The following is a 23827-nucleotide window of genomic DNA, read 5'->3' as shown; positions in this document are numbered from 1 at the left end:
GAAAAGGCGCGAGGCCATGGCCGTGGCGGGGCCATGGTTCCGTCATGGTTTCGTCATGGCCTCCAGCTCCATCCGGTAGCCCACCCCGCGGATGGTGTGGATGGTGAACCCGGAGGTGCTCGTCCAGCCGAGCTTCTTCTTGAGGCTGGAGACGAAGTTGTCCACCGTCCGGGGGTCCACCACCACGTCCTGGCCCCAGACGGCATCCAGGATTTCCTGCCGGGGCAGGGCGCGGTCCTGGTGGCGCAGCAGGAAGACGAGCAGGTCGAACTCCGTGCGCGTCAGCTCCACGGGCTCTCCCCCGGGCCGGGAGAGCTGGCGCCGGCCCAGGTCCAGCGAGAAGCCCGCGAAGCCCATCCGCTCCGGCGGCGGGCTGCCCCCGCGCCGCACGAGCGCCTTCACCCGCGCGAGCAGCTCCCGGAGCCGGTAGGGCTTGGTGAGGTAGTCCTGGGCGCCGGCCTCGAAGCCCCGGAGGATGTCGTCCTCCAGCGTGCGCGCGGTGAGCATCAGCACCATGCTGCGCACCCCCGCGGCGCGCAGCCGGCGGCAGAAGGCATAGCCGTCCTCGCCCGGCAGCATGACATCGAGGATGAGCAGCGTGAACTCGCGCCCGCGCAAGAGGGCGTCCGCCTCGGCCGTGCTGGCGGCCGTGGCGACGTCGTAGCCCTCGTCCTGAAGGTTGTCCTGGAGGCCGAGCCGCAGGTTCGCGTCGTCCTCGACGATGAGGATGGAGGGCCGGGGGCCGGGCTCGGGAGGAAGAAGGGTCATCGGCGCAGCTCGGGAAAGGTGAGGGCGAAGGTGGTGCCCTCGGGGCCGGAGGTGGCCACGTGGAGGGTGCCTCCGTGCAGTTTCATGATGCGGCGGCACAGCGCGAGCCCCAGCCCGCTGCCGTGCACTTCCGGCCCCTGGGATTTCAGCCGGTAGAAGTCGTGGAACACGTTCTCCCACTCGCTCTCGGGAATGCCGATGCCATTGTCGCTGAAGAGCAGCGTATGCCCATACGTGGGCGAGTGGTGGGCGCGCAGGGCGATGCGCACGGGGGTGCGGCGGTTGTAGGCGCAGGCGTTGCGGCCCAGGTTGGACAGGAGCAGGCGCAGCAGGGTGGGGTCCGCCTGAAGCTCCACGTCCCCCACGTCCGAGGAGAAGTCCACCGGCACCTGGGTGGTCCCCACCAGGTCCGACCGGAGCGTGGCGGCCAGCTCCTCCAGCCGCACCGGGGAGAAGCTCGGCGTCCACCGGCCCTTGTCGATCCGGTTGAACGACAGGATGTTCTCCACGAGGAAGTGCAGGGTGTCCGTCGTCTGGATGATGCGGGAGGGGTAGTCCTTCCCCTCGGCGGTGCCGCCCACGCGGCGCTCCAGCGTCTCGGCCAGCAGCCGGATGGACGCCAGGGGCGTGCGCAGCTCGTGGGACACGGTGGCCACGAAGTCGCTGCGCAGCTCCAGGAAGCGGTACTTGCGGTGCTGGGCCAGGACGGCAATGACGCCGATGGCCACCGCCAGCGCGCCGCAGATGGCCACCAGCATCGTCTTGAGCTCGTGGCGCCGGGCGATGTCCGCCTCCGCCGAGAGCCACTGGGGCATCACCGCCTCCACCCTCAAGGTGGACACCGGTTGCACCGCATCCGTCTTCCCCAGCCGCAGGCGGTCCTCCGAGCCGAAGAACTGCCGGGCGCGCATCTCGTGGGCAAGGGTCTTCAGCTCCTCGTCCAGGGAGACGGCGAGCCCCCACACGGCCTCGCCCTGGGGCCGCATGTACCAGCGCTCCCCGATGAGCGTGGGCTCGTCGAGCCCGTTCGGGAGCACCAGGGCGCCCATGCCCAGCTCCTGGATGCGTGCCTGGAAGGCCCCGGTGGGCTCTCCGAGCTGGGCCCCCAGCCGCAGGATGCGCTCGCGCAGAAAGTCGAAGTCCGCCTGGGTGAAGCGGTAGCACTCGCGCAGCAGATCCCGCTGAAGCCCCGCGCCTCCAGCCATGCCTCCGAAGTCATCCGCGAGCCCCCCGCGCAAGAGCCCCCGCACCAGGGCCGGGGTGGCCGGGCCCCGCTGGAGCTGCTCGGCCACCAGCAGGGTGAAGGGAATCTCCTGCACGGGCGGCAGCGGATGCTCGGCGCGGTGGCGCAGCAGGGCTTCCAGGAGCCGCTCGGCCTGGGCCGGGGAGCCCTGGGAGAGCGCGGCGCCGATCGCCCGAAGCGCCTCCAGCCGCTCCGGCGCGGGGCCGGGGAGCCCCGGGGCCGCGAGGCGCTGGCGGAAGTCCTCGTAGAGCTGCCGCGCGGGTGTCTCGAGGCCCGGCTGGGGCCGGGGAAGGCGGGGCAGGAACTGGTACGAGCGGAAGAGCAGGTACAGCCCCTCCGCGGGTAGGAGCGGATCCTCCGTGGCCGCATGGAGCGTGGGGAGGTGCTCGTCCAGCCGCCGGCCCAGGGCCTGCCGGAGGGCGGCCGTGGCGTACTCCTCCAGCGTGTCGCGGCGGGAGCGCAGCTGGGTGTAGGCGTCCTCCCGCTCCTGCGTGAAGATGCGCTGGAGGCTCACCAGTCCCCAGCCGAGGGCCAGGAGGCCGCAGCCGAGGGCGATGAGCATGGGGAGGAGCCGACGGACCATTCCGCGCTCACGTGGTGGGCAAGGTGACGGTGAAGAGCGTGCCCGTGCCCAGCTCGCTCTCGGCCCGCAGGGTGCCCCCCAGGCTCGTCACGATGGCGTGGCATACCGAGAGGCCCATCCCGGCGCTGTTGGAGCGCGTGGTGAAGAAGGGCTCGAACAGGCGCGAGAGCACCTCGGGCGTCATCCCCGCCCCGGTGTCCTGCACCTCCACGATGGCCTCGCCCCCGGGCCCGGTGCGCGTGCTCACCCGCAGCACGTTGCGCTGGGCGTCCTGCTCGGACATGGCCTGCACGGCGTTGATCATCAGGTTGAGGAACACCTGGCCCAGCCGCGCCTCGTCCGCCTCCACCGTGGGCACCGGCTGGAAGTCCTTCTCCAGGCGGGCCCGGTGGCGCAGCTCGTTGCGCAACAGCTTCAGCGCATCCTCCAGCACCGGGTGCAGGTCCACCCGCGCCCGGTGCGTGGGGGGCTCGCGCGCCAGGATGCGCAGGTCCTGGATGATCGTCTTCAGCCGCTCGCCCCCCTCCAGGGACTCGCCGAGCGCGTCCACCACCTCGTCGAGATCCTCTATGCGCGAGGGCGTCTGGCCGGTACGCAGGGCCTCGCGCAGCCGGCTGATCTCCTCCCGGGCGAAGGAGAGGTTGGCCATCATGAAGGCCAGCGGGTTGTTCATCTCGTGGCCCACCCGGGAGGCCAGCGAGCCCAGCGCCGCCATGCGGTCGGCGTGCAGCAGCCGGGCTTCGATCTGCTTGCGCGCCGTCACATCCTTCACGAAGAGCCGCAGGGTGCGCGTCTCCGGCAGCACGGAGGCCATCAGTTCCCAGTACCGGCCGCCGAGGTGGACGAGCGGGAGGTTCTCCCCGGGCTTGCCCCGCCGGACCCATTCGAGCGTGGTCTCCACCAGCGGGTGGCCCGTGCCGAGCACCTGCAGGTCCGGAAAGGCATGGTTCGCCGCGGGGTTGGCGTAGACCAGGGCGCCCGCCGGGCTCAGCTCCAGCATCGGCTCGGGGTGGAGCAGCGGGAAGGACGCCAGCCGGTACAGCTCCAGCTCCAGGATCTGCTGCTCGGTGATGTCCCGCACGAGCAGCGCCGTGCAGGCAGAGGGTTGCCCGGCGGGCGCGCCGCGCGGGGTGGCCTCGGCGGCATACAGCCGCGTCTCCCCGCCGACCTCCAGGCGGCACTCCACTCGTCCCGCCACGCCATTGTGGCGGGCCGCCCGCACGAGCGAGCCGAGGATGGCGCTGGCCTCCGGCGGCAGCGCCTCTTCCAGGGTGCGGCCTTCCTGGCCCCGCACATCCTGTCCGAAGGCCATGCCCGTGGAGGACCAGAGCCGGTGGCACCGGCCCTCCCCGTCCAGCTCCGCCGCCAGGAACTCCGTGCGCGCGGACGGCGCGTGCAGCCGGTGCTGGCTCCGGACCGAGGAGGAGAGGGTGAAGCCTTCGATGTCGAACAGGCCGAGCATCGAGTCCAGCCCGCCCCCTTCGTGCGTCAGCGAGGTGAGGGCCGCGATGATGGCGGTGCAGGCCTCCTCCGGCATGCGGGAGGTGAGGATGAGGCCATCGGCGAGCGTGGGCTCGGTGAAGGCGAAGGCGGTCAGCTCGCGCTCGGCCCCGCCCACGCGCTCGGCCAGGAGCGCCCGGACCGCGTACTCGTCCGGGTGGGGCGTGTACAGGGAGGTGAGGTCCGCGGTGCCCTCGAGCACCGCGAGCACCGCGTTGCGGTAGCTGCCGAAGAAGCGCTGCTCGGCGAAGAGCTCCGAGGGCGTCAGCCCCTGGGCCTCCAGGTGGCGGATGGCCAGCAGGTGGCCTCCCGTGGACATGGGGGCCACCCAGGCGGCGCGCCTGCCCTGGAGCCCCTGGAGGGACAGGGGCTCGCTGGCGCGGCAGATGAGGGCCGCGTGGTAGTGGCAGCGCCCCGCCCGGACCGCCCGCAGGATGGCGCGCGCCTTGGGCTCGAACACGTTGCACTGCTCGGCGGTGGCCCAGACCATGTCCACCCGGTCCGCGGCCAGCTCCTGCTCGATGCTCTCGTAGGTCCGCGCCAGCTCCACCATGACCGGACGGCCCACCCGCTGGGACAGCACCCGGCCGAAGAACTCGGCCCTGACGTGCTCCCTGACCTCTCCCTGCGCCGGATAGATGAGGAAGCGGATGGGCGGGTTCGACACGGTCTTATCGCGCAAGGAGGGCTTCTCGATGACTACTGAATCTCAGGCCATCATGGAATACTGGGGTATTCCAGCTACAGCCAGAACATAAACAACCTGGGCGCAGGGCGGGGGCGCAGGCACGGGCCCCCGCCGCCAGGCCCGAAGGCGCGTGTTAAGAGGGACCATGCCTTTGCGACGTCCTGAAATCCTCGCCCCCGCGGGAGATCTCGAGTCCCTCCGGGCCGCCCTCGCCAGCGGCGCGGATGCCGTCTATTTCGGGCTCGATGATGGGTTCAATGCGCGTGCTCGCGCCGATAATTTTTCCTTGGCGCGCCTGCCCGAGACGCTCTCCCTCATTCACCGGGCCGGTGCGCGGGCCTATCTTACCCTGAACACCCTGGTGTTCGAACCCGAGCTGCCCCTCGTCGAGCAGCTCCTCCGGGGAGCTGCCCAGGCCGGGGTGGACGCACTCATCGTGCAGGACCCGGCGGTGGCGCTGCTGGCCCGGGCCCTGTGCCCGCAGTTGGAGCTGCATGCTTCCACGCAGATGACCCTGTCGAGCGCGGAGGGGGTGCGGTTCGCCCAGCGCCTGGGGTTCACCCGCGCCGTCGTCCCGCGCGAGCTGTCCACCGCGGAGATCCGCCGCCTGGCGGGCCAGACGCAGATCGAGCTGGAGGTCTTCATCCACGGCGCGCTCTGCATGTCCTGGAGCGGCCAGTGCCTGACGAGCGAGGCGTGGGGGGGCCGCTCGGCGAACCGGGGGCAGTGCGCCCAGTCGTGCCGCCTGCCGTATGACCTGGTCGTCGACGGGCAGCCGAGGGACCTGGGCGAGGTGAAGTATCTGCTCAGCCCCAAGGACCTGGCGGGCGTGCGCGCCGTGCCGGAGCTGATGGACATCGGCGTTCACAGCCTGAAGATCGAAGGGCGCCTCAAGGGCCCCGCTTATGTCACCTCCACGGTGGAGGGGTACCGGCGCTGGGTGGAGAGCATCCTCGCGGGCGCGCCCGACGAGGCCCAGCTCGCGAGGGACTTGTCCGGCATGTCGCTGGCGTACAGCCGGGGCTTCTCCCATGGCTTCCTCGCGGGCTCGGACCACCAGACGCTCGTGGAGGGCCGCTTCCCGAAGCACCGGGGGCTGTACCTGGGCCGCGTCCAGTCCGTGTCTGGCAAGGAAGTGCGCGTCTCTCCGGACGAGCGCCCGTGGACGGGCGGCCTGGGCCTGGAGGCGGACCGCCCCGAGGCGCCCGTGGGCCAGGTCTCCTCGCCGCTGAAGGGGGAGCCCACGCCGGAGACGCCGGAGCCGCGCCCGGGCATGGGCGTCGTCTTCGACGCGGGGGCGCCCGAGGACAAGCATGAGCCCGGAGGCCCGATCTTCCGCGTCGAGCGGCAGGGCCCGGGCTGGGTGCTGGGCTTTGGCCACCCGGGTCCGGACCTGAGCCGGGTCGCGCCCGGACAGCACGTGTGGCTCAACAGTGATCCGGCGCTGACCCGCCGGGTCGAGGGGATGCTCGCTGCGGGTGAGCCCGAGGGCCGGATTCCCCTGGAGCTGACGGTTTCCGGCGGGGAGGGCGCGCTGCTCCAGGTGCGGGCCCTCGCCTGGGGGCATGAGGCCTCGGCCTCCAGCCAGATGGCGCTCACGCCGGCGCGAGGCGCGGGGCTGGACGAGGCGCTGCTGCGCGACAAGCTGGGCTCCTTCGGGGGCACCCCCTTCCGGCTGGCGCGCCTGGAGCGGGCGGGGCTGGCGAGCGGGCTGCACGTGCCCGTCTCCGAGCTCAAGGCCCTGCGCCGCCAGCTCGTGACGGAGCTGGCGGGCGCGGTGGAGAAGGGCCCCCTGCGCACCGTGGTGGAGACCCCGGTGCTGGAGCCGCTGCGCGCCTCGCTGGCGGGCCCGGTGAAGGAGGGGGCTTCGGAGGCGGCGGCCCAGCTCATCCCCATGTGCCGCGAGGACGCGCAGCTCGAGGCCGTCATCGCCGCCGGGCTGCCCGAGGTGGAGCTCGACTGGATGGAGATGGTGGGCTTGCAGCGCGCCGTCGAGCGGGCGCGGGCCGCGGGCCTGCGGGTGACGATCGCCACGGTGCGCGTGCAGAAGCCCGGCGAGGAGGGCTACGACCAGCGCATCGGCCGGCTGCGCCCGGATGCGGTGCTGGTGCGCCACTGGGGCGCGATGATGCACTTCCTGGAGCGGCCCGAGGGCCAGCCCCGGCCGGTGCTCCACGGGGACTTCTCGCTCAACGTCACCAACTCCCTGACGGCCGCGTACCTGCTGGGGCTGGGGCTGGACACGCTCACCTTCTCGCATGATCTCGACTCGGCGCAGCTCGACGCGCTGCTGGCGCATGCGCCCGCGCACCGCTTCACGGTGGCCCTGCACCACCACATCGCCACCTTCCACACCGAGCACTGCGTGTACTCGCACACGCTCTCGCACGGGCGGGACTTCCGGACGTGCGGCCGGCCGTGTGAGAAGCACCAGTTGTCCTTGAGGGACCGGCTGGGGCTGGACCACCCGGTCATCGTGGACGTGGGGTGCCGCAACACGGTGTTCAACGCCCAGGCCCAGAGCGCCGCCTCGCTGGTGCCCCGGCTGCTGGAGCGGGGGGTTCGCCGCTTCCGGGTGGAGTTCGTCCGGGAGTCCCGCGAGGAGGCCACCCGCGTGCTGGGCGCCTACCAGGAGCTGCTCGCGGGCCGCCTGTCTCCCGCCGAGGCCGTCCGCCGCGCGGCCGTCCACGAGCAGTTTGGCGTCACGCGCGGAACCATGAAGGTCCTGTCTCCCCCGGCTCCCTCCCCCCGCTGAGGTGCGCGTGTCCTCTGCCTCTCCCGCCGCTGAGCCTGGTGAAGGAACCTTCCCGACGCGCGTGGCCGTGGTGGGGTATGGCCGCTTCGGCCGCGCGCTCGGCACCCTGCTGGTGGACTCCGGCATGGAGTTCCGGGCCGTGGACCCGGCCGCCGACATCCCCGAGCGCCACCGGGCCGGCTCGCTGCCGGAGGCGGTTCAATGGGCGGAGATCGTGGTGGTGGCGGTGCCCGTGCCCGGCCTCCGTCCGGTCCTCGAAGCGCTGCGCCCGCACCTGCGGGCCTCCCAGCTCGTGCTCGATGTGGGCAGCGTGAAAGTGAAGCCGGTGGAGGCGCTGGCCGCGGTGCTCGGTGCCGGGGTGCCCTGGGTGGGGACCCATCCGCTGTTTGGCCCGCTGAGCCTGGCCATGGCCGAGCGGCCCTTGCGCGTGGTGCTCTGTCCGAACCCGCTCCACCCCGAGGCCACCGCGCGCGCGCGCCGGTTCTACGAGCGGCTGGGGTGCGACATCGTCGAGCAGACGGCCGAGAACCACGACCGGGTGATGGCGCACACGCACGCGCTCACGTTCTTCGTGGCCAAGGGGATGATCGACGCGGGCACGGGCCTGGATGTGCCGTTCGCCCCGGCGAGCTTCAAGTCCCTGGCGCGCACCATTGAAGTCGTCCGCTCGGATGCCGGGCACCTCTTCGCCGCGATTCAGCGCGAGAATCCCTACGCCTCGGAGGCCCGGGCGCAGCTGCTGGCGGCGCTGGGAGAAGTCCACCGCGAGCTGGAGGCCTTGCCCGACGACACCGGTGTCCTGGAGGCCGAGCGCCTCCGCATTCCCTCGAAAGGAGAAGCCTCATGAAGGTGGGATTCATTGGACTGGGGAACATGGGCCAGGGCATGGCCCAGAACCTGTTGAAGGCGGGGCACACGCTCGCGGTCTACAACCGCACGCGCGCGAAGGCCGAGCCGTTCCAGGCGAAGGGCGCCCGGATCGCGAGCAGCCCTCGGGATGCGGCGCAGGGGGCCGAGGCTGTCCTCACCATCCTCTCGGATGATCCGGCCGTGGAAGAGGTGGTCTTCGGAGGCGAGGGCCTCGTGGCCGGGCTGGAGCGGGGGGCGATTCACATCTCGTCCAGCACCATCTCGGTGGCGCTCTCGGAGCGCCTCGCCGCGGAGCATGCCCAGGCGGGCCAGGGCTACGTGTCCGCGCCCGTGTTCGGCAGGCCCGATGCGGCGGCGGCCCAGCAGCTCTGGGTACTCGCCGCCGGGGCCCCGGCGGACGTGGAGCGGGTGCGGCCCTTGCTGGAGGCGCTGGGGCGCGGCCTCACCGTGCTCGCGGAGAAGGCCTCCTCGGCGAACGTGGTGAAGCTGTCCGGCAACTTCCTCATCGCCTCCATGACGGAGGCGCTCGCGGAGGCCTTCGCGCTGGCGCGCAAGTCCGGCGTCGAGGCGAAGACGTTCCTGGAGGTCTTCCAGGCGGTCTTCGCCCGTTCCCCCATCTTCGAGCGCTACGCGGCCCTCATTGCCGAGGGGAAGTACGAGCCGCCGGGCTTCGCGCTCCGGTTGGGGCTCAAGGACGTGGGGCTGGTGCTGGAGGCCGCCGGGGACGCCCAGGTGCCCATGCCGCTGGCGAGCCTCGTCAAGGACCACCTGCTGACCGGGGTGGCCCGGGGGTTTGGCGAGCTGGACTGGTCCGCCCTGGGGGCGCTGGCGGCCGAGCGGGCGGGCTTGGAGAAGCTCTGAGTCAGGCCTTCCGGGGGGGCAGGTGCGCGGCCGCCTCGGCCGTGAGCTTGCCAAGGCCGGGGCCCTCGACGACGCGCGCGGCGATCGCGGAGGCGGCCCGGGCCGCTTCCTGGGGCGAGGCCCCCCGCGCGAGCGCCAGGGTCAGGCCGATGCCGAACACATCCCCAGCGCCGGTGGGGTCCACCTCGTCGGCGGGGGCGGCGGAGATGTCCCAGTGCTGATCGCCTTTGCGCAGGGTGGAGCCTTTTCGCCCACGGGTGAGGGCGACGAGGAGGTTCTTCCCGGCGAGCTGCCCGGCCATGAACTCGCTCTCGGGATGATCCTCCTCGGAGAAGACGATGGCGTTGAGCCCGCGCGGGGGCTCCAGGGCCTCGGGGGTGAGGGCGGGCTCCACGCGCTGATCGGCGCCCGAGCGCCGCAGCCAGCCCTGGAAGCCCGCGCAGATGAGCTTCGCGCCCAGCCCGTCCACGAGGGCGCGGTCACACTCGCCCGCCACGGGGGCGACATAGGCCACGGGGATGCCGCGCCACTCGGGGGGGATGTCCTCGATGCGGATGGGCCGGGCCACCTCGCGCAGGTAGAGCTTGCGGCGCGGGCCGCTGTAGTCCACCTCGAACGTCGTCACCGTCGGGCTCGGCACCACGTGCATGGACACGTTCGGCAGCCCCTTCAGGGGCGCGAGCAGGGTGAAGTCCGGAGGCGCCGCGGTGACGAGCGCCGTCTGGATGCCGAGCATGGCCGCGGCCCGGGTGGAGAAGGAGGCCGCCCCGCCGAGACGGTCCTCTCCCGGAAAGAGGTCCCGGGTGACATGGCCAACGACGAGCAGCTCGGGGAGGGAAGTCATGGCCCCCCTAGCTATGCGAATCCGCCGCCGGCGTCGAGGGGCAGGGCATCCGTGTCAGGGTTGCGGGGGGAAAGCGGGAGGGGGTGAAAATGGGGGTTCCTGAAACGGGGCATGCCCAAGCTAGATTGCCGGCCCGCTGACCCACCCTGTAGGCCAGGTGAGCAGAAGGAAACCACATGCATCCCCAGAAGTTCCGGGCAGTCCTTGGTTGTCTGGCCGCCGTATTGGCCGTGGCTTGCAGCAAGAGCGAGCCGTCCGCGCAGGCCCCTCAGGCCGCACAGGCCCCCGCGGCCGCGGCGTCCGGCGCGGCCCCGCGCAAGAACCTCACCATCGCCGTCGTCACCCACGGCCAGGCCTCCGACACCTTCTGGAGCGTGGTGAAGAATGGCGTGAACAACGCCGCCAAGGACAGCGGGGTGACGGTCACCTACAACGCGCCGCAGACCTTCGACATGGTGGCCATGAGCCGCCTCATCGACGCCGAGGTGGCCAAGAAGCCCGACGGGCTGGTGGTCTCCATCCCGGACGCCGAGGCGCTCTCCCGGTCCATCCAGGCCGCCGTGGACGCGGGCATTCCCGTCATTTCCATCAACTCGGGCGCCGACGTGTACAAGGGGCTGGGCGTGCTGCTCCACGTGGGGCAGACCGAGTATGAGGCCGGTGTGGGCGGCGGGGAGAAGATGGCCGCCACGGGCGTGAAGAACGTGCTCTGCGTGAACCACGAGGTGGGCAATGCCTCGCTGGACCTGCGCTGCAAGGGCTTCCTGGACGCGGTGGCGAAGGCGGGCGGCACCGGGCGGGTGCTCTCCGTGAACGCGGCGGACCCGACCGACTCACAGCAGAAGGTCTCCGCCGCGCTGACGGGCGGGGTGGACGGCATCCTCACGCTTGGCCCCTTGAGCTCGAACGCGGCGCTGGCCGCACTGAGGCAGGGCGGCAGCCTGGGCAAGGTGAAGCTGGGCACCTTCGATTTGACCCCGGACGTGCTTTCCGGCATCCAGGGGGGCGAATTGGAGTTCGCCATCGATCAACAGCAATACCTGCAGGGGTACCTGCCGATCGTGCTCCTGTCTCAGTACAAGCAGTTCGGCGTGTTGCCGGCGGGCGGTGTCCTCCCGACCGGTCCAGGGTTCGTGACCCGCGAGACGGCATCCCGGGTCATCGAGCTCAGCAAGCAGGGCATCCGGTAGGGAGTACATGCGCAGAATCCTGAATCGCCCAGAGCTGGGGGCCGCCTGCGGAGTGGTGGCGGTCTGGTTGTTCTTCGCCAGTTACGCCGGGGGCTCGGGATTCCTGTCCCAGGCCGGGGCCGCGACCTACCTGGAGATCGCCTCCGAGCTGGGCCTGCTGGCCGTCGCCGTCTCCATGTTGATGATCGCCGGCGAGTTCGACCTGTCCGTGGGCTCGATGATCGCCGCCTGCGGGATGACCATCTCGCTCCTGTGCGACCGGCTGGGCTGGTCGCTCTGGGCGGCCATCGCGGTGGCGGCCGTGCTCGCGCTGAGCGTGGGGATGCTCAACGGGCTGGTGGTGACGCGCACGAAGCTGCCCTCGTTCATCGTCACCCTGGGCACGCTGTTCATCCTCAGTGGGGCCACCATCGGGGTGACACGCCTGGTGACGGGGCGCACCCAGGTGGGCGGGCTGCGCCAGGCGCTGCACTACGCCTCGGCCGAGACGCTCTTCGCCAGCCGCATTGGCGTCTTCTCCGTGTCCATCCTCTGGTGGATCGGCATCACGGTGCTGGCGAGCTGGGTGCTGTTGCGCACGCGCTTCGGCAACTGGATCTTCGGGGCGGGCGGGGCGCCGGATGCCGCGCGCAACCTGGGCGTGCCGGTGGCCCGGGTGAAGATCGCCATGTTCATGACGACCGCGCTGTGCGCGTGCCTCATCGCCACGTTCCAGGCGGTGAAGTTCACCGGCTCGGACGTGCTGCGCGGCACGGGCAAGGAGCTGGAGGCCATCCTGGCCGCGGTGCTCGGGGGCACGCTGCTCACGGGCGGCCACGGCTCGGTGCTCGGCGCCGCGCTGGGGGCGCTCATCTTCGGCATGGTGCAGCAGGGCATCGTGTTCGCCGGGGTGGACTCCGACTGGTACAAGGTCTTCCTCGGGGTGATGTTGGTGGGCGCGGTGCTCGTCAACACCTACGTCCGGGGCCGGATGGTGGAGGCGCGGCGATGAGTGGCCTGGAGGTAGGGCGCGTGCCGCTGCTCGAGGTGGAGGGCGTGGCCCGCTCCTTCGGCAAGGTGGCCGCGCTGGAAGACGTGTCCATGAACGTGCACGCGGGCGAAGTCATGTGCGTGCTCGGGGACAACGGCGCCGGCAAGTCGACGCTCATCAAGACGCTGTCGGGCGTGCACCTGCCGGACCGGGGAATCATGCGGATTGCCGGCGAGGAAGTCCGGCTGAAGTCCCCGCGCGAGGCGAGAGACCGGGGCATCGCGACCGTGTACCAGGACCTCGCCATGGTCCCGATGCTCTCCATCGTGCGCAACTTCTTCCTGGGCGCCGAGCCGATGAAGGGGGTGTGGCCCTTCCGGTGGTTCGACCTGGGCGCCGCGGACGCGGTGGTCCGCACCGAGCTGGAAAAGATGGGCATCCGCGTCCGGAACACCTCGGAGGCGGTGGGGACGCTGTCGGGCGGAGAGCGGCAGTCCATCGCCATCGCCCGGGCCGTGTACTTCGGCGCCCGGGTGCTCATCCTCGACGAGCCGACCTCGGCGCTGGGCGTGAAGCAGGCGGGCATCGTGCTGCGCTACGTGGCCCAGGCGCGGGCGCGGGGCTGTGGCGTCATCCTCGTCACCCACAACCCGCACCATGCGTGGCTCATCGGAGACCGCTTCACGATCCTCAACCGGGGCCGGAGCCAGGGCACCTTCTCCAAGGATCAGATCACCCGCGAGGAGCTGATCCAGCGCATGGCCGGCGGGCGCGAGCTGGAGGAGCTGACGCACGAGCTGGGCGAATTCAAGCAGGAGACCACGGCCCGCGTGGCCGTGAGCAGCTGAAGCACCGGGCTCACGCCTCCCCGGTGAGCCCCAGCTTCGGACAGAACGCCGCCAGGGGGCAGGCCTCGCACCGGGGCTTGCGGGCCATGCAGGTGTAGCGGCCATGGAGCACCATGGCGGGCCCGAAGAAGGTCCACTGGTCCTGGGGCACCAGGCGCATCAGCTCCTGTTCGATGTCCTCGGGCTTCTTTTTCTTCGTGAGCCCCAGCCGCTGGCTGACGCGGGCCACGTGGGTGTCGACGATGACGCCCGAGGGAATCTGGAACGCGGTGTTGAGCACGACGTTCGCCGTCTTGCGGGCCACTCCGGGCAGCGTCACGAGCGCATCGAGGCTCTGGGGCACTTCGCCCCCGAACCGGGCGAGCAGCTCCCGGCTCATGGTCTGCACCGCCTTCGCCTTCTGCTTGTAGAAGCCCGTGGGCCGGAGGTCCTCTTCGAGCGCCGCGGTGTCCGCCTGGGCGAAGGCCTGGGGCCCCGGGTACTTCTGGAAGAGGGTGGCGGTCACCCGGTTCACGCGCTCGTCCGTGCACTGCGCGGCCAGGATCGTGGCCACGAGCAGCTCGAACGGGGTGCTCCAGTTCAGCTCGTAGCGCGCTTCGGGATGGGCCTGCCGGAGCTGCTGGAGCAGGGGGGGAATGAGGGAGGCTGCGGACATGCCGTGGCACGTATCAGCAAGCGGATGGCGCCTCCAGGACATCGCTGAACCTTCTGTTCCGGCCGGGTTTGTGCAAAGCCTGGGGCGGGGCCGGAAAGAGGAACATCATGAAGTTCGTGAAGCATGTTCGTGTGTGGGTTGCTCTGGGGGTGGTTTCCATGTCGATGGGGTGCGCGGGCGAGGCGGATGTCCCCGCCGAGCCCAGACCGCAAGCCCAGCAGACCGTTCAGGCACTGGAAATCCTGGAGCCCACGGTCGATCTCTCCACCTACACGGTTTACACGGTGGCAGAGCGCCAGGGCCATCCGGAGGCGGGCGAGCCGGAGTACGCCTTCCTCGCGACGGGCTTGGATGCCTTGAAGGTGGACGGGCCTCTCCTCGCGGCGGACAGCGGACTGTTCGTGCTCGACGGGGCGGGGATCCAGAAGCACCCGGAGGCGAAGATGGAGGACTCTCCCTACACCTTCCGCGTCACGGTGAACCCGCGGCTGTCCTTCGACGTGAAGATGTATGACTACGACCATGAGGTGGCGCTGGCCGCGGTGAAGCTGATCCCTCAGGGGGCTTCGTTCCAGAGCGTGTTTGTCTTCAGCACCTCGCAGGTGGATGAAGGCGTCGCGCACGATCTGGTCATCACGCCCTTCATCGACGGCGTGGCGGGGACGCCCACCGCTCCGGTGTCCATCGAGTCCCGCTTCGTGGCCAGCGCTCCGCTGGAGATCTTCAACCCCTCGGTCGATCTATCGGCCTACACGCAATACGAGCCATGGGAACTCACGGGCCACCCCGATGCGGAGAACCCCTGGGAGCCCTACCTTCAGGGGGGCGTGCAGGCCGTGAAGGTGGATGGCCCCGGTCTGGAGCCGGTGGGGTTGTTCGTGCTCGATGGGGCGGAGATCCAGAAGCACCCGGCAGCGGGCTCTGGGGGCGCGCCCTATGCCTTCCGCGTTACGGTGAACCCGCGGCTCTCCTTCGAGGTGAAGTTCAGCGCCTACGGCCATGAGGTAGAACTGGCGGGCGTGAAGCTCTTCACGCGGGGCCCCTATCTCCAGAGCGTGTTCATCTTCAGTGGCTCGCCCGTGGCGGAAGGCGTTGCGCGCAAGCTGGTCATCACGCCCTTCATCGATGGGGTGGCCGACATGCCCACCACGCCCATGACCATCGAGTCCCGCCTCTAGAAAACGGACGCCCACGGGCGAGGCCGCTCAGGGCGACCAGGGGTCCGTCAGGAGGAAGGTGGCGTCCTCCTCGAAGGCCCAGCCGCTGCCCTCGCCGACGTACAGGAAGTCATCGGTGTGGTGGAGGTACATGCCCGGCAGGGCGCAGGACTCGAAGCTGAGCGCGTGCAGGTCCGCCAGTCCCTGCCGGGGGCAGAAGGTGGCGTCTTCCAGGAAGCGCGGATGGGAGCTGCCTTCGTCCAGCCACACCTCGGCGTTCTCCTGCCGCAGGAAGGAGCCCGGGTAGAGGCTCGACTCGAACGAGACACAGCGGTCATCCGCCAGCCCCGGCACCATCCGGAACGTGGCCTCGTCCATGTCCCACCCCGTCCGGATGAGGGAGATCATCCCCCGGCCCTCGGCGGTGCGGACGTAGTAGTCCGCGTAGGTGTACGACTCCATGGAGAAGAAGCCCCCCATTTCGTTGTGCAGGGAGACGCTGCCGTGGATGCCGGAGCCTTCCAGGGCGGGGCACCCCACGTAGGGCCCTGGCTCGTACGGATCATCCGAGTCTTCGATGATACAGCCGGGGAGGGCCGCGACGGCGGCGAGGGTCAGGAAGCGCTTGAACCAGCGAGAGGGCGTGGGGGGCATCATGGGTTTCCTGATGACGCCCCCCCGGCTTGGATATTCACCAGCCGTCCGTGCACGGGGCTTCTGTTCCCGCCTCCGGTGGCCGGAGGGTATAGGGTAGGGGGCGAAAGCCCCCATGAAACTCTACGCCCTCAGCGACCTTCACCTGCGTTACGAGCACAACCGGCAGGCGCTCGAGTCCATCGCCCCGCACCCGGAGGATTGGCTCATCGCCGCCGGGGACATCGGGGAGACGCCGGAGCACATGGACTTCGCGTGGCGCACGCTGACGGCGCGCTTCCGGAAGGTCATCTGGGTGCCCGGCAACCACGAGCTGTGGACGGTGTCCCGTGAGCCTGGCGCGCTCCGGGGCGAGGCGCTCTACCAGCAGCGCGTGGCCGAGTGCCGCGCCCACGGGGTGCTCACCCCGGAGGATCCCTATCCACGCTGGCCAGGAGAGGGGCCGCACCGGGTGCTGGTGCCGATGTTCCTGCTCTACGACTACTCGTTCCGGCCGGACCACGTCGCCGAACAGGACGCCATTCAGTGGGCCATGGACTCCGACGTGCTCTGCACCGACGAGGCCCTGCTGCACCCGGATCCGTACCCCTCGCGCGCCGCCTGGTGCGCCGCGCGCGTGGAGCAGACGATCGCCCGGCTGGAGGCGCTGCCCGCCGATTGCTCCACGCTGCTCATCAACCACTTTCCGCTGCGCTACGAGCACGTCCGCCTGCCGCGCATCCCCCGGTTCTCCCTCTGGTGCGGCACGAAGAAGACGGAGGACTGGCACCGGCGCTTCCGGGCCGAGGTCGTCATCTCCGGGCACCTCCACATGCCCGCCACGCTCTGGCGGGATGGGGTCCGCTTCGAGGAAGTCTCCCTGGGGTACCCCAAGCAGTGGACCTGGCGGGGAGACATCTCGCACCTGCTCCGGGAGATCCTGCCCGGTCCCTTGCCCTGAGCCGCCTGCCGTGAGCAGGCACCTTGGGCGGGGAGGGGGCGCGTCCGGCAGTGGGTAGATGCCTTGGGTGCCAGGGCGAATGGTCGGGAAATCCCGGGTCATTAGGTTCTCCTTGCTTGCGGAGTAGAGGGGGAATCCATGGCTGAAGGGCAATCCAAGGGGACGTGGAAGGCTGTGTTGGGGGTGTGCTTCGGGCTGCTGGGAGGGCCCGCCGTGGCGCAATCGCCGGAGGTGGAGGGCAAGTGGTCCCCCCCGCTGGCGTGGCCGTTGTCCGCCCAGCACGTTCACCGGCGCCACCACAGCACAACGCTGCTGCCCGATGGCACGGTGCTCGTGACGGGAGGCACCCGGGCAGGCGGGTTCGATGACCGCGCGGGCGCCGTGCTCCATGCCGAGCTCTTTGATCCGGAGACCGGCCAGTGGACCTCGCTCGCCAGCGAGCGCATCTATCGCGGCTATCACTCCACCGCGCTCCTGCTGCCGGATGGGCGGGTGCTGAGCGCCGGCGGTAACGGGGAGTCCTCCGCGGAGATCTTCGAGCCGCCCTACCTCTTCAAGGGGCCACGTCCCACCCTCACCGAGGCGCCGGACGAGCTGCTGCCGGGCACGGCCTTCCAGGTGCGCACCCCCGAGGCGGCGCAGATCAAGAAGGTGACCCTGCTGGCCCTGGGCTCCTCCACGCACGCCTTCGATCAGAACCAGCGGCTGCTCACGCTGTCGCACTCCGTGAACGAGGACGGGCTGCGCGTGAGCGCCCCCGAGAGCAACCTCCTGGCGCCCCCGGGGCCGTACATGCTCTTCCTGGTGAGCGAGGCGGGGGTGCCCTCCGTGGCCAAGCGGGTGCAGGTGGGCAAGGTGGCCTCCCGGTTCTCGAGCGTCATCTCCTTCAGCGGCGCGTGGAAGTACGACGACAGCAACGTGGACCGGGGCACGTCCTGGCTCGCCGCGCACTATGACGACTCGGCGTGGAAGTCCGGGCTCGGTCAGTTCGGCCACGGCGATGGCGCCGAGGCCACCGTGCTGGCCGCCACCCGGCCCGCCCGGTCCTCCACCTACTTCTTCGTGGTGGGGGAGAACACCCTCGCCGTGGTGGTGAAACAGGTGGGCGCCACGTCTCCGGATCTCTCGTTTGATCTCGCCCTGGACGTGGGAATCCAAACCCAGACGCCCTAGGCGGCGGCTCGCACGGGAGGCCCGGTCCCCCACGGGCCTCCCTCCGCGCTGGTAGTAGAACTAACTGTCCAATGTTGTGCGATTAGATCGCTTTTAAAGAGTCTGGCACCAAGAAGATCTACGGTGCGGCCCGCTATGGCGCGCATTCGTCCTGTCGATCAACCCCTCCGCCGCGATGTCCGGCTCCTGGGCCGGCTGCTAGGTGAAGTCCTCATCGAGCAGCACGGGCAACCGCTCTTCGAGCTGGAAGAGCAGGTCCGCCATCTGGCCATCCAGCGCCGCCGGGGCCCCAAACCGGGACGCCGGGCGGCGGCCGCGGAGCTGGCGGCGCTCCTGGAGAAGCTGCCGCTGGACCAGGCCGAGCTGGTGCTCCGGGCCTTCTCCGTCTACTTCCAGCTGGCCAACCTCGCCGAGCAGCACCACCGCATCCGCCGCACGCGCGGACACGCCAGCGCTGCGGAGGCCACGGCCCAGCGGGGCTCGATGGAGGCCGCCTTCCGGACCCTGAAAGAGGCCGGAGTCCCCGCCGAGAAAGTCCGCGAGGCCCTGGGCGCCCTGGACGTGACGCTGACGCTCACCGCGCACCCCACCCAGGCCGCGCGGCGCACGCTGCTGGAGAAGCTCTACCGCATCGAGCGGTTGATGGAGGAGCGCGACCGCTGCCAGCTCACGCCCTTGGAGCTGGCCGACAACCTGGAGTCCGTCCGCGAGGAGCTCACCGCCCTGTGGCAGTCGGACGAGCTGCGGCGCATGCGCCCCACCGTGGGCGACGAGGTGAAGAACGCCCTCTGGTACGTGGAGGAGGTGCTGGCCGACCAGCTCTCCCGGCTCCCGGAGCTGTTCGCCTGGGCGTTCGACCGCGTCTATGGCGAGCCCCTGGGGCCCATCGCCTCGCCCGTGCGCGTGCACTCGTGGGTGGGCGGGGACATGGATGGCAACCCGCTGGTGACGCCCGAGGTGCTGGCGGACACCCTGCGCGCCCACCGCGCCCGTGGCCTGCGCCTGCTGCTGCGCGATGTGGAGGCGCTGGGCGCCGCGCTGTCCCAGTCGGACCGGCACACGTCCCCGCCCGAGGCCCTGCGGCAATCTCTGGAGAAGGATGGGGCGGAGCTGCCCGAGGTGGCCGAGCGCCAGGGGTCTCGCACCGCGGGCGAGCCGTGGCGGCGCAAGCTGCGCTTCATGGAGGCCCGGCTCCAGCTCGCGCTCCAGCATGTGGAGGGCCGGCGCGGGGGCCGCACGGGGCCCATGGCCGCCGGGGCCTACCGTTCCCCCTCGGCCTTCCTGGAGGACCTGGGGCTCATCGAGCGCACCCTGCTGGAGGTGAAGGCCTCCCGCGCGGGCGTGCGGCAGGTGCGCCGGGTGATGGAGCGCGTGCGCTCGCTGGGCTTCCACCTGGCGGAGCTGGAGTTCCGCGTGCCCGCGGAGGATGTGCTCAGCGCCCGGGCCTCGTTGAACGGCGGCCCCGCGCCGACGGAGGGCGGGGCGCGGCTGCTCGCGGTGCTGGAGCGGGTGAAGGAGGCCCAGAGCGAGTCGGGCGAGGAGTGCTGCCGCACGTTCATCATGTCCATGGCCAGCACCGCCGAGGACGTGTTGGCCGCATTCGAGTGCGCCAAGCACGCCGGGCTCTGGGATGAGGCGCGGGGCTGCGCCACGGTGGACATCGTCCCCCTGTTCGAGCAGCTCGGCGCGCTGGACGGTGGGCCCGCGGTGCTCCAGACGCTCTTCACGAACCCTGCCTACCGGCGCCACCTGGATGCCCGGGGCGTGCAGGAGGTGATGGTGGGCTACAGCGACTCGGGCAAGGAGGTGGGGCTCTTGGCCGCCTCCGCCGCGCTCCAGCGGGCGCAGGTCGCGCTGTCCCGGGTGGCCAAGGAGGCGGGGGTTCCGCTGCGCCTCTTCCACGGCCGGGGCGAGTCGGTGGCCCGCGGCGGCGGGCCCGCGCAGCAGGCCATTCTCGCCTTGCCCGCGGGCAGCCTCGCCGGAGGGTACAAGGCGACGGAGCAGGGCGAGGCGTTGGACCACAAGTACTCGCGGCCGGACCTGGCGCGGCGCTCGCTGGAGCTGGTGCTGGCCGGGGTGCTCTTGCACCGGATGGATGCCCAGCCCCGGCCCACCGAGGAGGACGAGGCGGCGTTCCGCCAGGTCTTCGACACGCTGGCGGAGAAGGGGCGGCGCGAGTACCGCGCCCTGGTGTGGGAGGATCCCCGCTTCATCGAGTTCTTCACGGCGGCCACGCCCGTGGAGGAGATCTCCGCGCTGCCCATCGGCTCGCGTCCGAGCAAGCGCAAGGCGGGAGGGCTCGAGTCGCTGCGCGCCATCCCCTGGGTGTTCGCCTGGACGCAGAACCGCGCCATCCTGCCCGGCTGGTTCGGCGTGGGCTCGGCGCTGGAGGAGTACGCGGCCAAGCCCGAGGGGCTGGCCATGCTCAAGCGCATGTACCGGGAGTGGCCCTTCTTCCGCACCGTCATCGACAACGTGACGATGGTGCTGGCCAAGAGCGACATCGCCATCGCCTCGCGCTACGCGACGCTGGCCCCGGCCTCCACCCGGCCGCTGTGGCGGCTCATCCGGGCCGAGCACGTCCGGACGCGCCGCCAGGTGAAGCGGCTGACGGGCGAGGAGCGGCTGTTGGACCACAACCCGCGGCTCCAGCGCTCCATTGCCCTGCGCAACCCCTACGTGGACCCCATGTCCTTCCTGCAGGTGGAGCTGCTGCGGCGCAAGCGGGCAGGGGAGCCGGATTGTGACCGGCCCCTGCTGCTCACGCTCAACGGCATCGCCGCCGGGCTGCGCAACACCGGGTGAGGCGGGGCGCACTCCCGCGCCGTCACAGCCCCTTCGCGCGCAGCACGCGGACCGCTTCTTCGGCCATCACCTGATGGCCTTGCTGGCTGGGGTGGATGCCGTCCACGTCGAGCCCGGTGATGAACTGGTGCACGTCCGAGGGGGAGCGCGTCACGGCCTCCAGGTCGATAACTTCGGCCTGGGTCTGCTGGCGCAGCCAGGTGTTGAAGACGATCCGGCTGGCCTTCACGGTCTCGAAGTCGGCGTACTTGCTCCGCTCCCGGGGGATGAGCGTGCTGACCCAGAGCTTGCAGTGGGGCTTGAGCCGGTCGAGCATGAGCGTCATCCGCTCTTTCAGCTGCGCATCCGACGAGGCCCCCAAGTCATTGGTGCCCAGGAGGATGATGCAGTCGGTGACGCCCGTGAGCGCGAGCGCCTCGCGATCCAGGTACTGCAGCGCATCGTAGAAGCCCTGGCCGGACACGCCCGCGTTGACGATGGGCACCCCCAGCGCCTTGCCCGCCAGCGCCGGCCAGGCGTTGCGCGTATCATTATAAGTGGAGATGTAGCCCTCGGTGATGCTGTCCCCGAGCGCCACGAAGCTCCGGCCCGTCTCCGCCTCGGTGTGGATCGCGGTGACGCCGATGGCGCGCTGCCAGGAGGAGCCGCCAAAGGCGGCCGTGCTCCCCGCGTACGCCCCCTCTCTCATGAAGCCGCCGGGGAAGGCATCGATGTCGGAGATGGAGAGCGAGCCCTTCACCTCGAAGGACACGGCCAGCTCCTCCTGGAGGTTCACCGCGAAGGGCACCGGATCCGACACGGCATGGGTCCGCGCCGCCACGGTGAAGCCCGGCTGGCCCCCGAAGGTGAGGGCGATGGGCGCCGAGGCCAGCGCACCGTTCGCGCCCGCGAGGGCCACGGTGGCCTTCTGGAGCGTCAGGCTGCCATCGCCGGCGCGGAAGGTGACGCTCAGCCGCTCTCCCGCGCGGGCCACCGGAAGGCGCAGCCGGAACGTCGTCACGGTGCTGATGCTGCGGGACCAGCGCAGCGCCTGGTAGAAGGCGGGCTGGAAGGACACGGCGGGGGCCAGCGGCGGCGTGGGCCGCACCTCGTCCGCGCCATGAAGGATGAGCGCAGGGGCCACCTCCAGCGGGGCAGGGGGGAGCACCGGCTCACTCACCTCCTGGCCTTGGGAGGGGGCGCTCCCGGACGCCAGGGCCTCCGTGGGCCCCTCCGTCCCTTCACCGCACCCCGCGAGGGCCCCCACTCCCAGCAACGCCCACGCGCACATCCAACGCCCGAGCAGCGAACGTCCGCCCATCCCATCCCTCCCATTCCACCCTGGCTGCAACCTAGGCATTCCTTCCCCGTCTGGGGAGCGCACCCTCCCGGGTGAACTCCCCATTTCTCCGGCACTTACATTCCCGCTTCAGGGAACGCAGGCCCCCACATCCGGATGGCCCTGGAGGGCCTGGCAGCTCCCCTGCACGCAGGAGGGCTGTCCGTCCGGGAGGCGGCAGAGCGGGCGGCAGGCCTTCTGGCTGCCCGTGCCGACACAGGCGCTGCCAGATGGGCACTGGTTGGAGAATTCGCAACCGGCTCCGTCCACCAGGGTCCCCTGGATCGCACAGCTGGGGGTGCCCGTGGTGGGGTAGCACCCCAGGGGGCTCTCGCAGTCCTGGGCGAGCAAGTCGCACGGCTTCGCCTGGCCGCCGCACACGAGGGGCGTCTCCTCCGTGCCGTTCAGCCAGAGCACCTCGTTGCACTGGAGCGAGGCGCCACACTGCTGCGTGCCGTGGCAGAGCTTCGCGCACTGGAACGCGGTGCCCCCGTCCTCCTGGAGGACATCCGTGCAGAACAGCCCCTTCTTGCAGTTGTCGACCCCCTGGCCTTCGGCCGGGCCGCTCAGCCGGCACGGGTTCCCCTCGTCCGCGGTGCCGTCCTCCACGCACGCCCGCTCGGTCTTGTCCGCCGTGCGCACGTAGGTGCACCGCTGTCCGGAGGGGCAGTCCTGCTGGACCGGATCACACGCGCCCGTCAGGCACCGGCTGCCCAGGACGCCGTTCTCCCATCGGTAGAAGAGGCAAAGCTCTCCCGGATTACACCCCGATTGTCGAGGTACATCACAGGTGAAGGCCGACGGGCCCCCATCGGGCCCCGCGTCGCCTCCATCCCCCGGGCCCCCGTCGAGGCCCGCGTCGGGACGCCCGGAAGAGCCGCCCTCACAGCCCAGACTTCCCACCAACACCCCCGCGACGAGGGCGCTCCACAGCCAGATCGGGTGCGCGCGCATCGAAGCTGCCTCCCAAGAAAGAACCTGGCGGGCTTACACGATGCGGCAGATGACAGGGAGCCCTTGAACCTGGGCTGGAAGACAGCCGACACTTGCGCCTCCCCGCGCGGCGGCAGAGGCCCGGTGGCGCACAGTCGCCACGAGGGCCGTTTGATTCGAAGCGCTTTTGCCTGGGAGTGTCCGGTCCGTATGAACACCCATCGCGTAGATGCCCCTGATCTGGACGATGAAGCGCTGGTGAACCGCCGTTCCGAGGAGCGGATCCCCGCGAAGTTCGAGGTCCGGTTCTCCCACAAGCAGGAGGCGGCCCGGGCGCTGCGCGCCTACTCGCTGAACATCTCGGCGGGTGGGTTGTGCCTGCGCACCCAGAAGGCCCACGACGTGGGCTCGCCGGTGTCGCTGGAGATGATCATCGACGGGGAGGCCTTCCAGCTCCAGGGCGTCATCGCCTGGGTGCGCGACGAGTCCGAGGCCATCGGCGTGCGCTTCACGGACGTGAGCGAGGGCGACCGCCTCCGGCTCCAGCGCGTGGTGCAGAACATCAAGCGCTAGGGGCGCGGGCGCTAGGCGCCGCCGTGGTGGAACACCATGCAGTCCTCGACGAAGCCGCAGGCCTGGTAGAAGCGCGCCAGGCCGTCGCCCTGGGTGGAGCGCGCCGCCAACTCCAGCCGCTTCACGCTCAGCACGCGCGTGCGCTCGATGGCATGCAGCAGCAGCGCCCGGCCCACGCCGCGCCGGCGCCAGGTCTCGGTCACCACCAGCTCGTCCACCGTGGCGATGCGGCCCTTGAGCCGCAGCTGGGGCCGGTGCGAGAGGCTGATCATCCCCACGGGCCGGTCCTGGGCATCACACGCCACGAAGATTTCGATCTCCGGGTGGCTGGTGACCCAGTGCACCGTCTGGGTGTCCGAGCCCTCGGGGAAGCCCAGCTCGCGCAGAAGCGAGGCAAGCGCTTCGGCATCGCCCCGGCGGGCGCGGCGGATGCGGAATCCAGGGGCGGTCGCCGTGGGGGGCGATGAAGTCGGGCTGGCGGCGGGGGACGGCGGCATGG

General features: G+C 70.8%; 20 protein-coding genes. 11 read left to right on the top strand and 9 right to left on the bottom strand.

The features are described 5' to 3' along the window. Positions 1-42 precede the first annotated feature (42 nt). Genes KY661_RS20925 through KY661_RS20915 form a run of 3 tightly spaced genes read right to left on the bottom strand, consistent with a single transcriptional unit; the run spans position 43 to position 4776 of the window. The gene (locus KY661_RS20925; protein ID WP_225411899.1) at positions 43-768 is read right to left on the bottom strand and encodes a response regulator transcription factor; all 726 of its coding nucleotides are present in this window, start codon (positions 766-768) and stop codon (positions 43-45) included. After that, complete coding sequence (locus KY661_RS20920) at positions 765-2594, bottom strand: sensor histidine kinase (protein WP_225411898.1); 1830 nt, start codon at positions 2592-2594, stop codon at positions 765-767. Before KY661_RS20920 ends, KY661_RS20925 begins: the two co-directional genes overlap by 4 nt. 7 nt (positions 2595-2601) lie before the next feature. Continuing rightward, on the bottom strand, positions 2602-4776 hold the full coding sequence (locus tag KY661_RS20915) for a PhnD/SsuA/transferrin family substrate-binding protein (RefSeq protein WP_225411897.1): 2175 nt from the start codon (positions 4774-4776) through the stop codon (positions 2602-2604). 151 nt (positions 4777-4927) lie between these two features. On the opposite strand from KY661_RS20915, the gene KY661_RS20910 reads away from it, so the two are divergent. From KY661_RS20910 to KY661_RS20900, 3 genes are read left to right on the top strand one after another with little or no spacing between them, the layout of a single operon-like run. Beyond that, on the top strand, positions 4928-7537 hold the full coding sequence (locus KY661_RS20910; protein ID WP_225411896.1) for a U32 family peptidase: 2610 nt from the start codon (positions 4928-4930) through the stop codon (positions 7535-7537). A gap of 7 nt (positions 7538-7544) precedes the next feature. Then, positions 7545-8384 carry a prephenate dehydrogenase/arogenate dehydrogenase family protein gene (locus KY661_RS20905; RefSeq protein WP_225411895.1) on the top strand — a complete coding sequence of 280 codons (840 nt, stop codon included), beginning with the start codon at positions 7545-7547 and terminating at the stop codon, positions 8382-8384. Then, positions 8381-9268, top strand: coding sequence for an NAD(P)-dependent oxidoreductase (locus KY661_RS20900; RefSeq protein WP_075006101.1), 888 nt, complete (start codon positions 8381-8383; stop codon positions 9266-9268). Before KY661_RS20905 ends, KY661_RS20900 begins: the two co-directional genes overlap by 4 nt. A gap of 1 nt (position 9269) precedes the next feature. Here KY661_RS20900 and KY661_RS20895 read toward each other — a convergent pair whose 3' ends face one another. Continuing rightward, complete coding sequence (locus tag KY661_RS20895) at positions 9270-10112, bottom strand: PfkB family carbohydrate kinase (protein ID WP_225411894.1); 843 nt, start codon at positions 10110-10112, stop codon at positions 9270-9272. Between the two features lie 176 nt (positions 10113-10288). Between KY661_RS20895 and KY661_RS20890 the strand changes: the two genes are divergently transcribed. Genes KY661_RS20890 through KY661_RS20880 form a run of 3 tightly spaced genes read left to right on the top strand, consistent with a single transcriptional unit; the run spans position 10289 to position 13120 of the window. After that, positions 10289-11302 (top strand): sugar ABC transporter substrate-binding protein, encoded by a 1014-nt coding sequence (locus KY661_RS20890; protein WP_225411893.1) that lies wholly within the window; start codon positions 10289-10291, stop codon positions 11300-11302. 7 nt (positions 11303-11309) lie between these two features. Beyond that, the gene (locus KY661_RS20885) at positions 11310-12293 is read left to right on the top strand and encodes an ABC transporter permease (RefSeq protein WP_225411892.1); all 984 of its coding nucleotides are present in this window, start codon (positions 11310-11312) and stop codon (positions 12291-12293) included. Next, positions 12290-13120, top strand: a complete 831-nt coding sequence (locus tag KY661_RS20880; protein ID WP_225411891.1) for an ATP-binding cassette domain-containing protein — start codon at positions 12290-12292, stop codon at positions 13118-13120. Before KY661_RS20885 ends, KY661_RS20880 begins: the two co-directional genes overlap by 4 nt. 10 nt (positions 13121-13130) lie before the next feature. On the opposite strand, the gene nth is transcribed toward KY661_RS20880, so the two are convergent. Beyond that, a complete protein-coding gene (gene nth / locus KY661_RS20875) occupies positions 13131-13775 on the bottom strand; it encodes an endonuclease III (RefSeq protein WP_225411890.1) in 645 nt (214 codons plus the stop codon). 107 nt (positions 13776-13882) lie between these two features. Between nth and KY661_RS20870 the strand changes: the two genes are divergently transcribed. Continuing rightward, positions 13883-14953, top strand: a complete 1071-nt coding sequence (locus KY661_RS20870; protein ID WP_225411889.1) for a hypothetical protein — start codon at positions 13883-13885, stop codon at positions 14951-14953. Positions 14954-14980: 27 nt separating this feature from the next. Here KY661_RS20870 and KY661_RS20865 read toward each other — a convergent pair whose 3' ends face one another. Beyond that, positions 14981-15589 (bottom strand): AbfB domain-containing protein, encoded by a 609-nt coding sequence (locus KY661_RS20865; RefSeq protein ID WP_225411888.1) that lies wholly within the window; start codon positions 15587-15589, stop codon positions 14981-14983. 112 nt (positions 15590-15701) lie between these two features. Here KY661_RS20865 and KY661_RS20860 point away from each other — a divergent pair, with 112 nt between their 5' ends. The 3 genes from KY661_RS20860 to KY661_RS20850 all read left to right on the top strand — a co-directional run bounded on the left by KY661_RS20860 (position 15702) and on the right by KY661_RS20850 (position 20504). Beyond that, complete coding sequence (locus KY661_RS20860; protein ID WP_225411887.1) at positions 15702-16526, top strand: metallophosphoesterase family protein; 825 nt, start codon at positions 15702-15704, stop codon at positions 16524-16526. 138 nt (positions 16527-16664) lie between these two features. After that, complete coding sequence (locus KY661_RS20855) at positions 16665-17699, top strand: galactose oxidase-like domain-containing protein (RefSeq protein WP_225411886.1); 1035 nt, start codon at positions 16665-16667, stop codon at positions 17697-17699. Positions 17700-17834: 135 nt separating this feature from the next. Next, positions 17835-20504 carry a phosphoenolpyruvate carboxylase gene (locus tag KY661_RS20850; protein WP_225411885.1) on the top strand — a complete coding sequence of 890 codons (2670 nt, stop codon included), beginning with the start codon at positions 17835-17837 and terminating at the stop codon, positions 20502-20504. 22 nt (positions 20505-20526) lie between these two features. Here KY661_RS20850 and KY661_RS20845 read toward each other — a convergent pair whose 3' ends face one another. Next, complete coding sequence (locus KY661_RS20845; protein ID WP_225411884.1) at positions 20527-21804, bottom strand: SGNH/GDSL hydrolase family protein; 1278 nt, start codon at positions 21802-21804, stop codon at positions 20527-20529. Positions 21805-21912: 108 nt separating this feature from the next. Further along, positions 21913-22776, bottom strand: a complete 864-nt coding sequence (locus KY661_RS20840) for a hypothetical protein (protein ID WP_225411883.1) — start codon at positions 22774-22776, stop codon at positions 21913-21915. Positions 22777-22965: 189 nt separating this feature from the next. Between KY661_RS20840 and KY661_RS20835 the strand changes: the two genes are divergently transcribed. Further along, on the top strand, positions 22966-23328 hold the full coding sequence (locus tag KY661_RS20835; RefSeq protein ID WP_225411882.1) for a TIGR02266 family protein: 363 nt from the start codon (positions 22966-22968) through the stop codon (positions 23326-23328). A gap of 11 nt (positions 23329-23339) precedes the next feature. On the opposite strand, the gene KY661_RS20830 is transcribed toward KY661_RS20835, so the two are convergent. Further along, positions 23340-23825, bottom strand: a complete 486-nt coding sequence (locus KY661_RS20830) for a GNAT family N-acetyltransferase (RefSeq protein WP_225411881.1) — start codon at positions 23823-23825, stop codon at positions 23340-23342. Positions 23826-23827: the final 2 nt, after the last annotated feature.

The sequence above is a fragment of the Allostigmatella hybrida genome (assembly GCF_020103775.1).
GTDB lineage: Bacteria > Myxococcota > Myxococcia > Myxococcales > Myxococcaceae > Hyalangium > Hyalangium aurantiaca.
Note: the sequence above shows the minus strand (reverse complement) of the source record. Positions and strands in the feature narration are given on the sequence as shown.

What these genes read in the sequence shown, in the direction of transcription:
- KY661_RS20925 (WP_225411899.1), bottom strand. Translation starts at nt 768, where the DNA reads ATGACCCTTCTTCCTCCCGAGCCCGGCCCCCGGCCCTCCATCCTCATC.
- KY661_RS20920 (WP_225411898.1), bottom strand. Translation starts at nt 2,594, where the DNA reads ATGGTCCGTCGGCTCCTCCCCATGCTCATCGCCCTCGGCTGCGGCCTC.
- KY661_RS20910 (WP_225411896.1), top strand. Translation starts at nt 4,928, where the DNA reads ATGCCTTTGCGACGTCCTGAAATCCTCGCCCCCGCGGGAGATCTCGAG.
- KY661_RS20900 (WP_075006101.1), top strand. Translation starts at nt 8,381, where the DNA reads ATGAAGGTGGGATTCATTGGACTGGGGAACATGGGCCAGGGCATGGCC.
- KY661_RS20895 (WP_225411894.1), bottom strand. Translation starts at nt 10,112, where the DNA reads ATGACTTCCCTCCCCGAGCTGCTCGTCGTTGGCCATGTCACCCGGGAC.
- KY661_RS20890 (WP_225411893.1), top strand. Translation starts at nt 10,289, where the DNA reads ATGCATCCCCAGAAGTTCCGGGCAGTCCTTGGTTGTCTGGCCGCCGTA.
- KY661_RS20885 (WP_225411892.1), top strand. Translation starts at nt 11,310, where the DNA reads ATGCGCAGAATCCTGAATCGCCCAGAGCTGGGGGCCGCCTGCGGAGTG.
- KY661_RS20880 (WP_225411891.1), top strand. Translation starts at nt 12,290, where the DNA reads ATGAGTGGCCTGGAGGTAGGGCGCGTGCCGCTGCTCGAGGTGGAGGGC.
- nth (WP_225411890.1), bottom strand. Translation starts at nt 13,775, where the DNA reads ATGTCCGCAGCCTCCCTCATTCCCCCCCTGCTCCAGCAGCTCCGGCAG.
- KY661_RS20870 (WP_225411889.1), top strand. Translation starts at nt 13,883, where the DNA reads ATGAAGTTCGTGAAGCATGTTCGTGTGTGGGTTGCTCTGGGGGTGGTT.
- KY661_RS20865 (WP_225411888.1), bottom strand. Translation starts at nt 15,589, where the DNA reads ATGATGCCCCCCACGCCCTCTCGCTGGTTCAAGCGCTTCCTGACCCTC.
- KY661_RS20860 (WP_225411887.1), top strand. Translation starts at nt 15,702, where the DNA reads ATGAAACTCTACGCCCTCAGCGACCTTCACCTGCGTTACGAGCACAAC.
- KY661_RS20855 (WP_225411886.1), top strand. Translation starts at nt 16,665, where the DNA reads ATGGCTGAAGGGCAATCCAAGGGGACGTGGAAGGCTGTGTTGGGGGTG.
- KY661_RS20850 (WP_225411885.1), top strand. Translation starts at nt 17,835, where the DNA reads ATGGCGCGCATTCGTCCTGTCGATCAACCCCTCCGCCGCGATGTCCGG.
- KY661_RS20845 (WP_225411884.1), bottom strand. Translation starts at nt 21,804, where the DNA reads ATGGGCGGACGTTCGCTGCTCGGGCGTTGGATGTGCGCGTGGGCGTTG.
- KY661_RS20840 (WP_225411883.1), bottom strand. Translation starts at nt 22,776, where the DNA reads ATGCGCGCGCACCCGATCTGGCTGTGGAGCGCCCTCGTCGCGGGGGTG.
- KY661_RS20835 (WP_225411882.1), top strand. Translation starts at nt 22,966, where the DNA reads ATGAACACCCATCGCGTAGATGCCCCTGATCTGGACGATGAAGCGCTG.
- KY661_RS20830 (WP_225411881.1), bottom strand. Translation starts at nt 23,825, where the DNA reads ATGCCGCCGTCCCCCGCCGCCAGCCCGACTTCATCGCCCCCCACGGCG.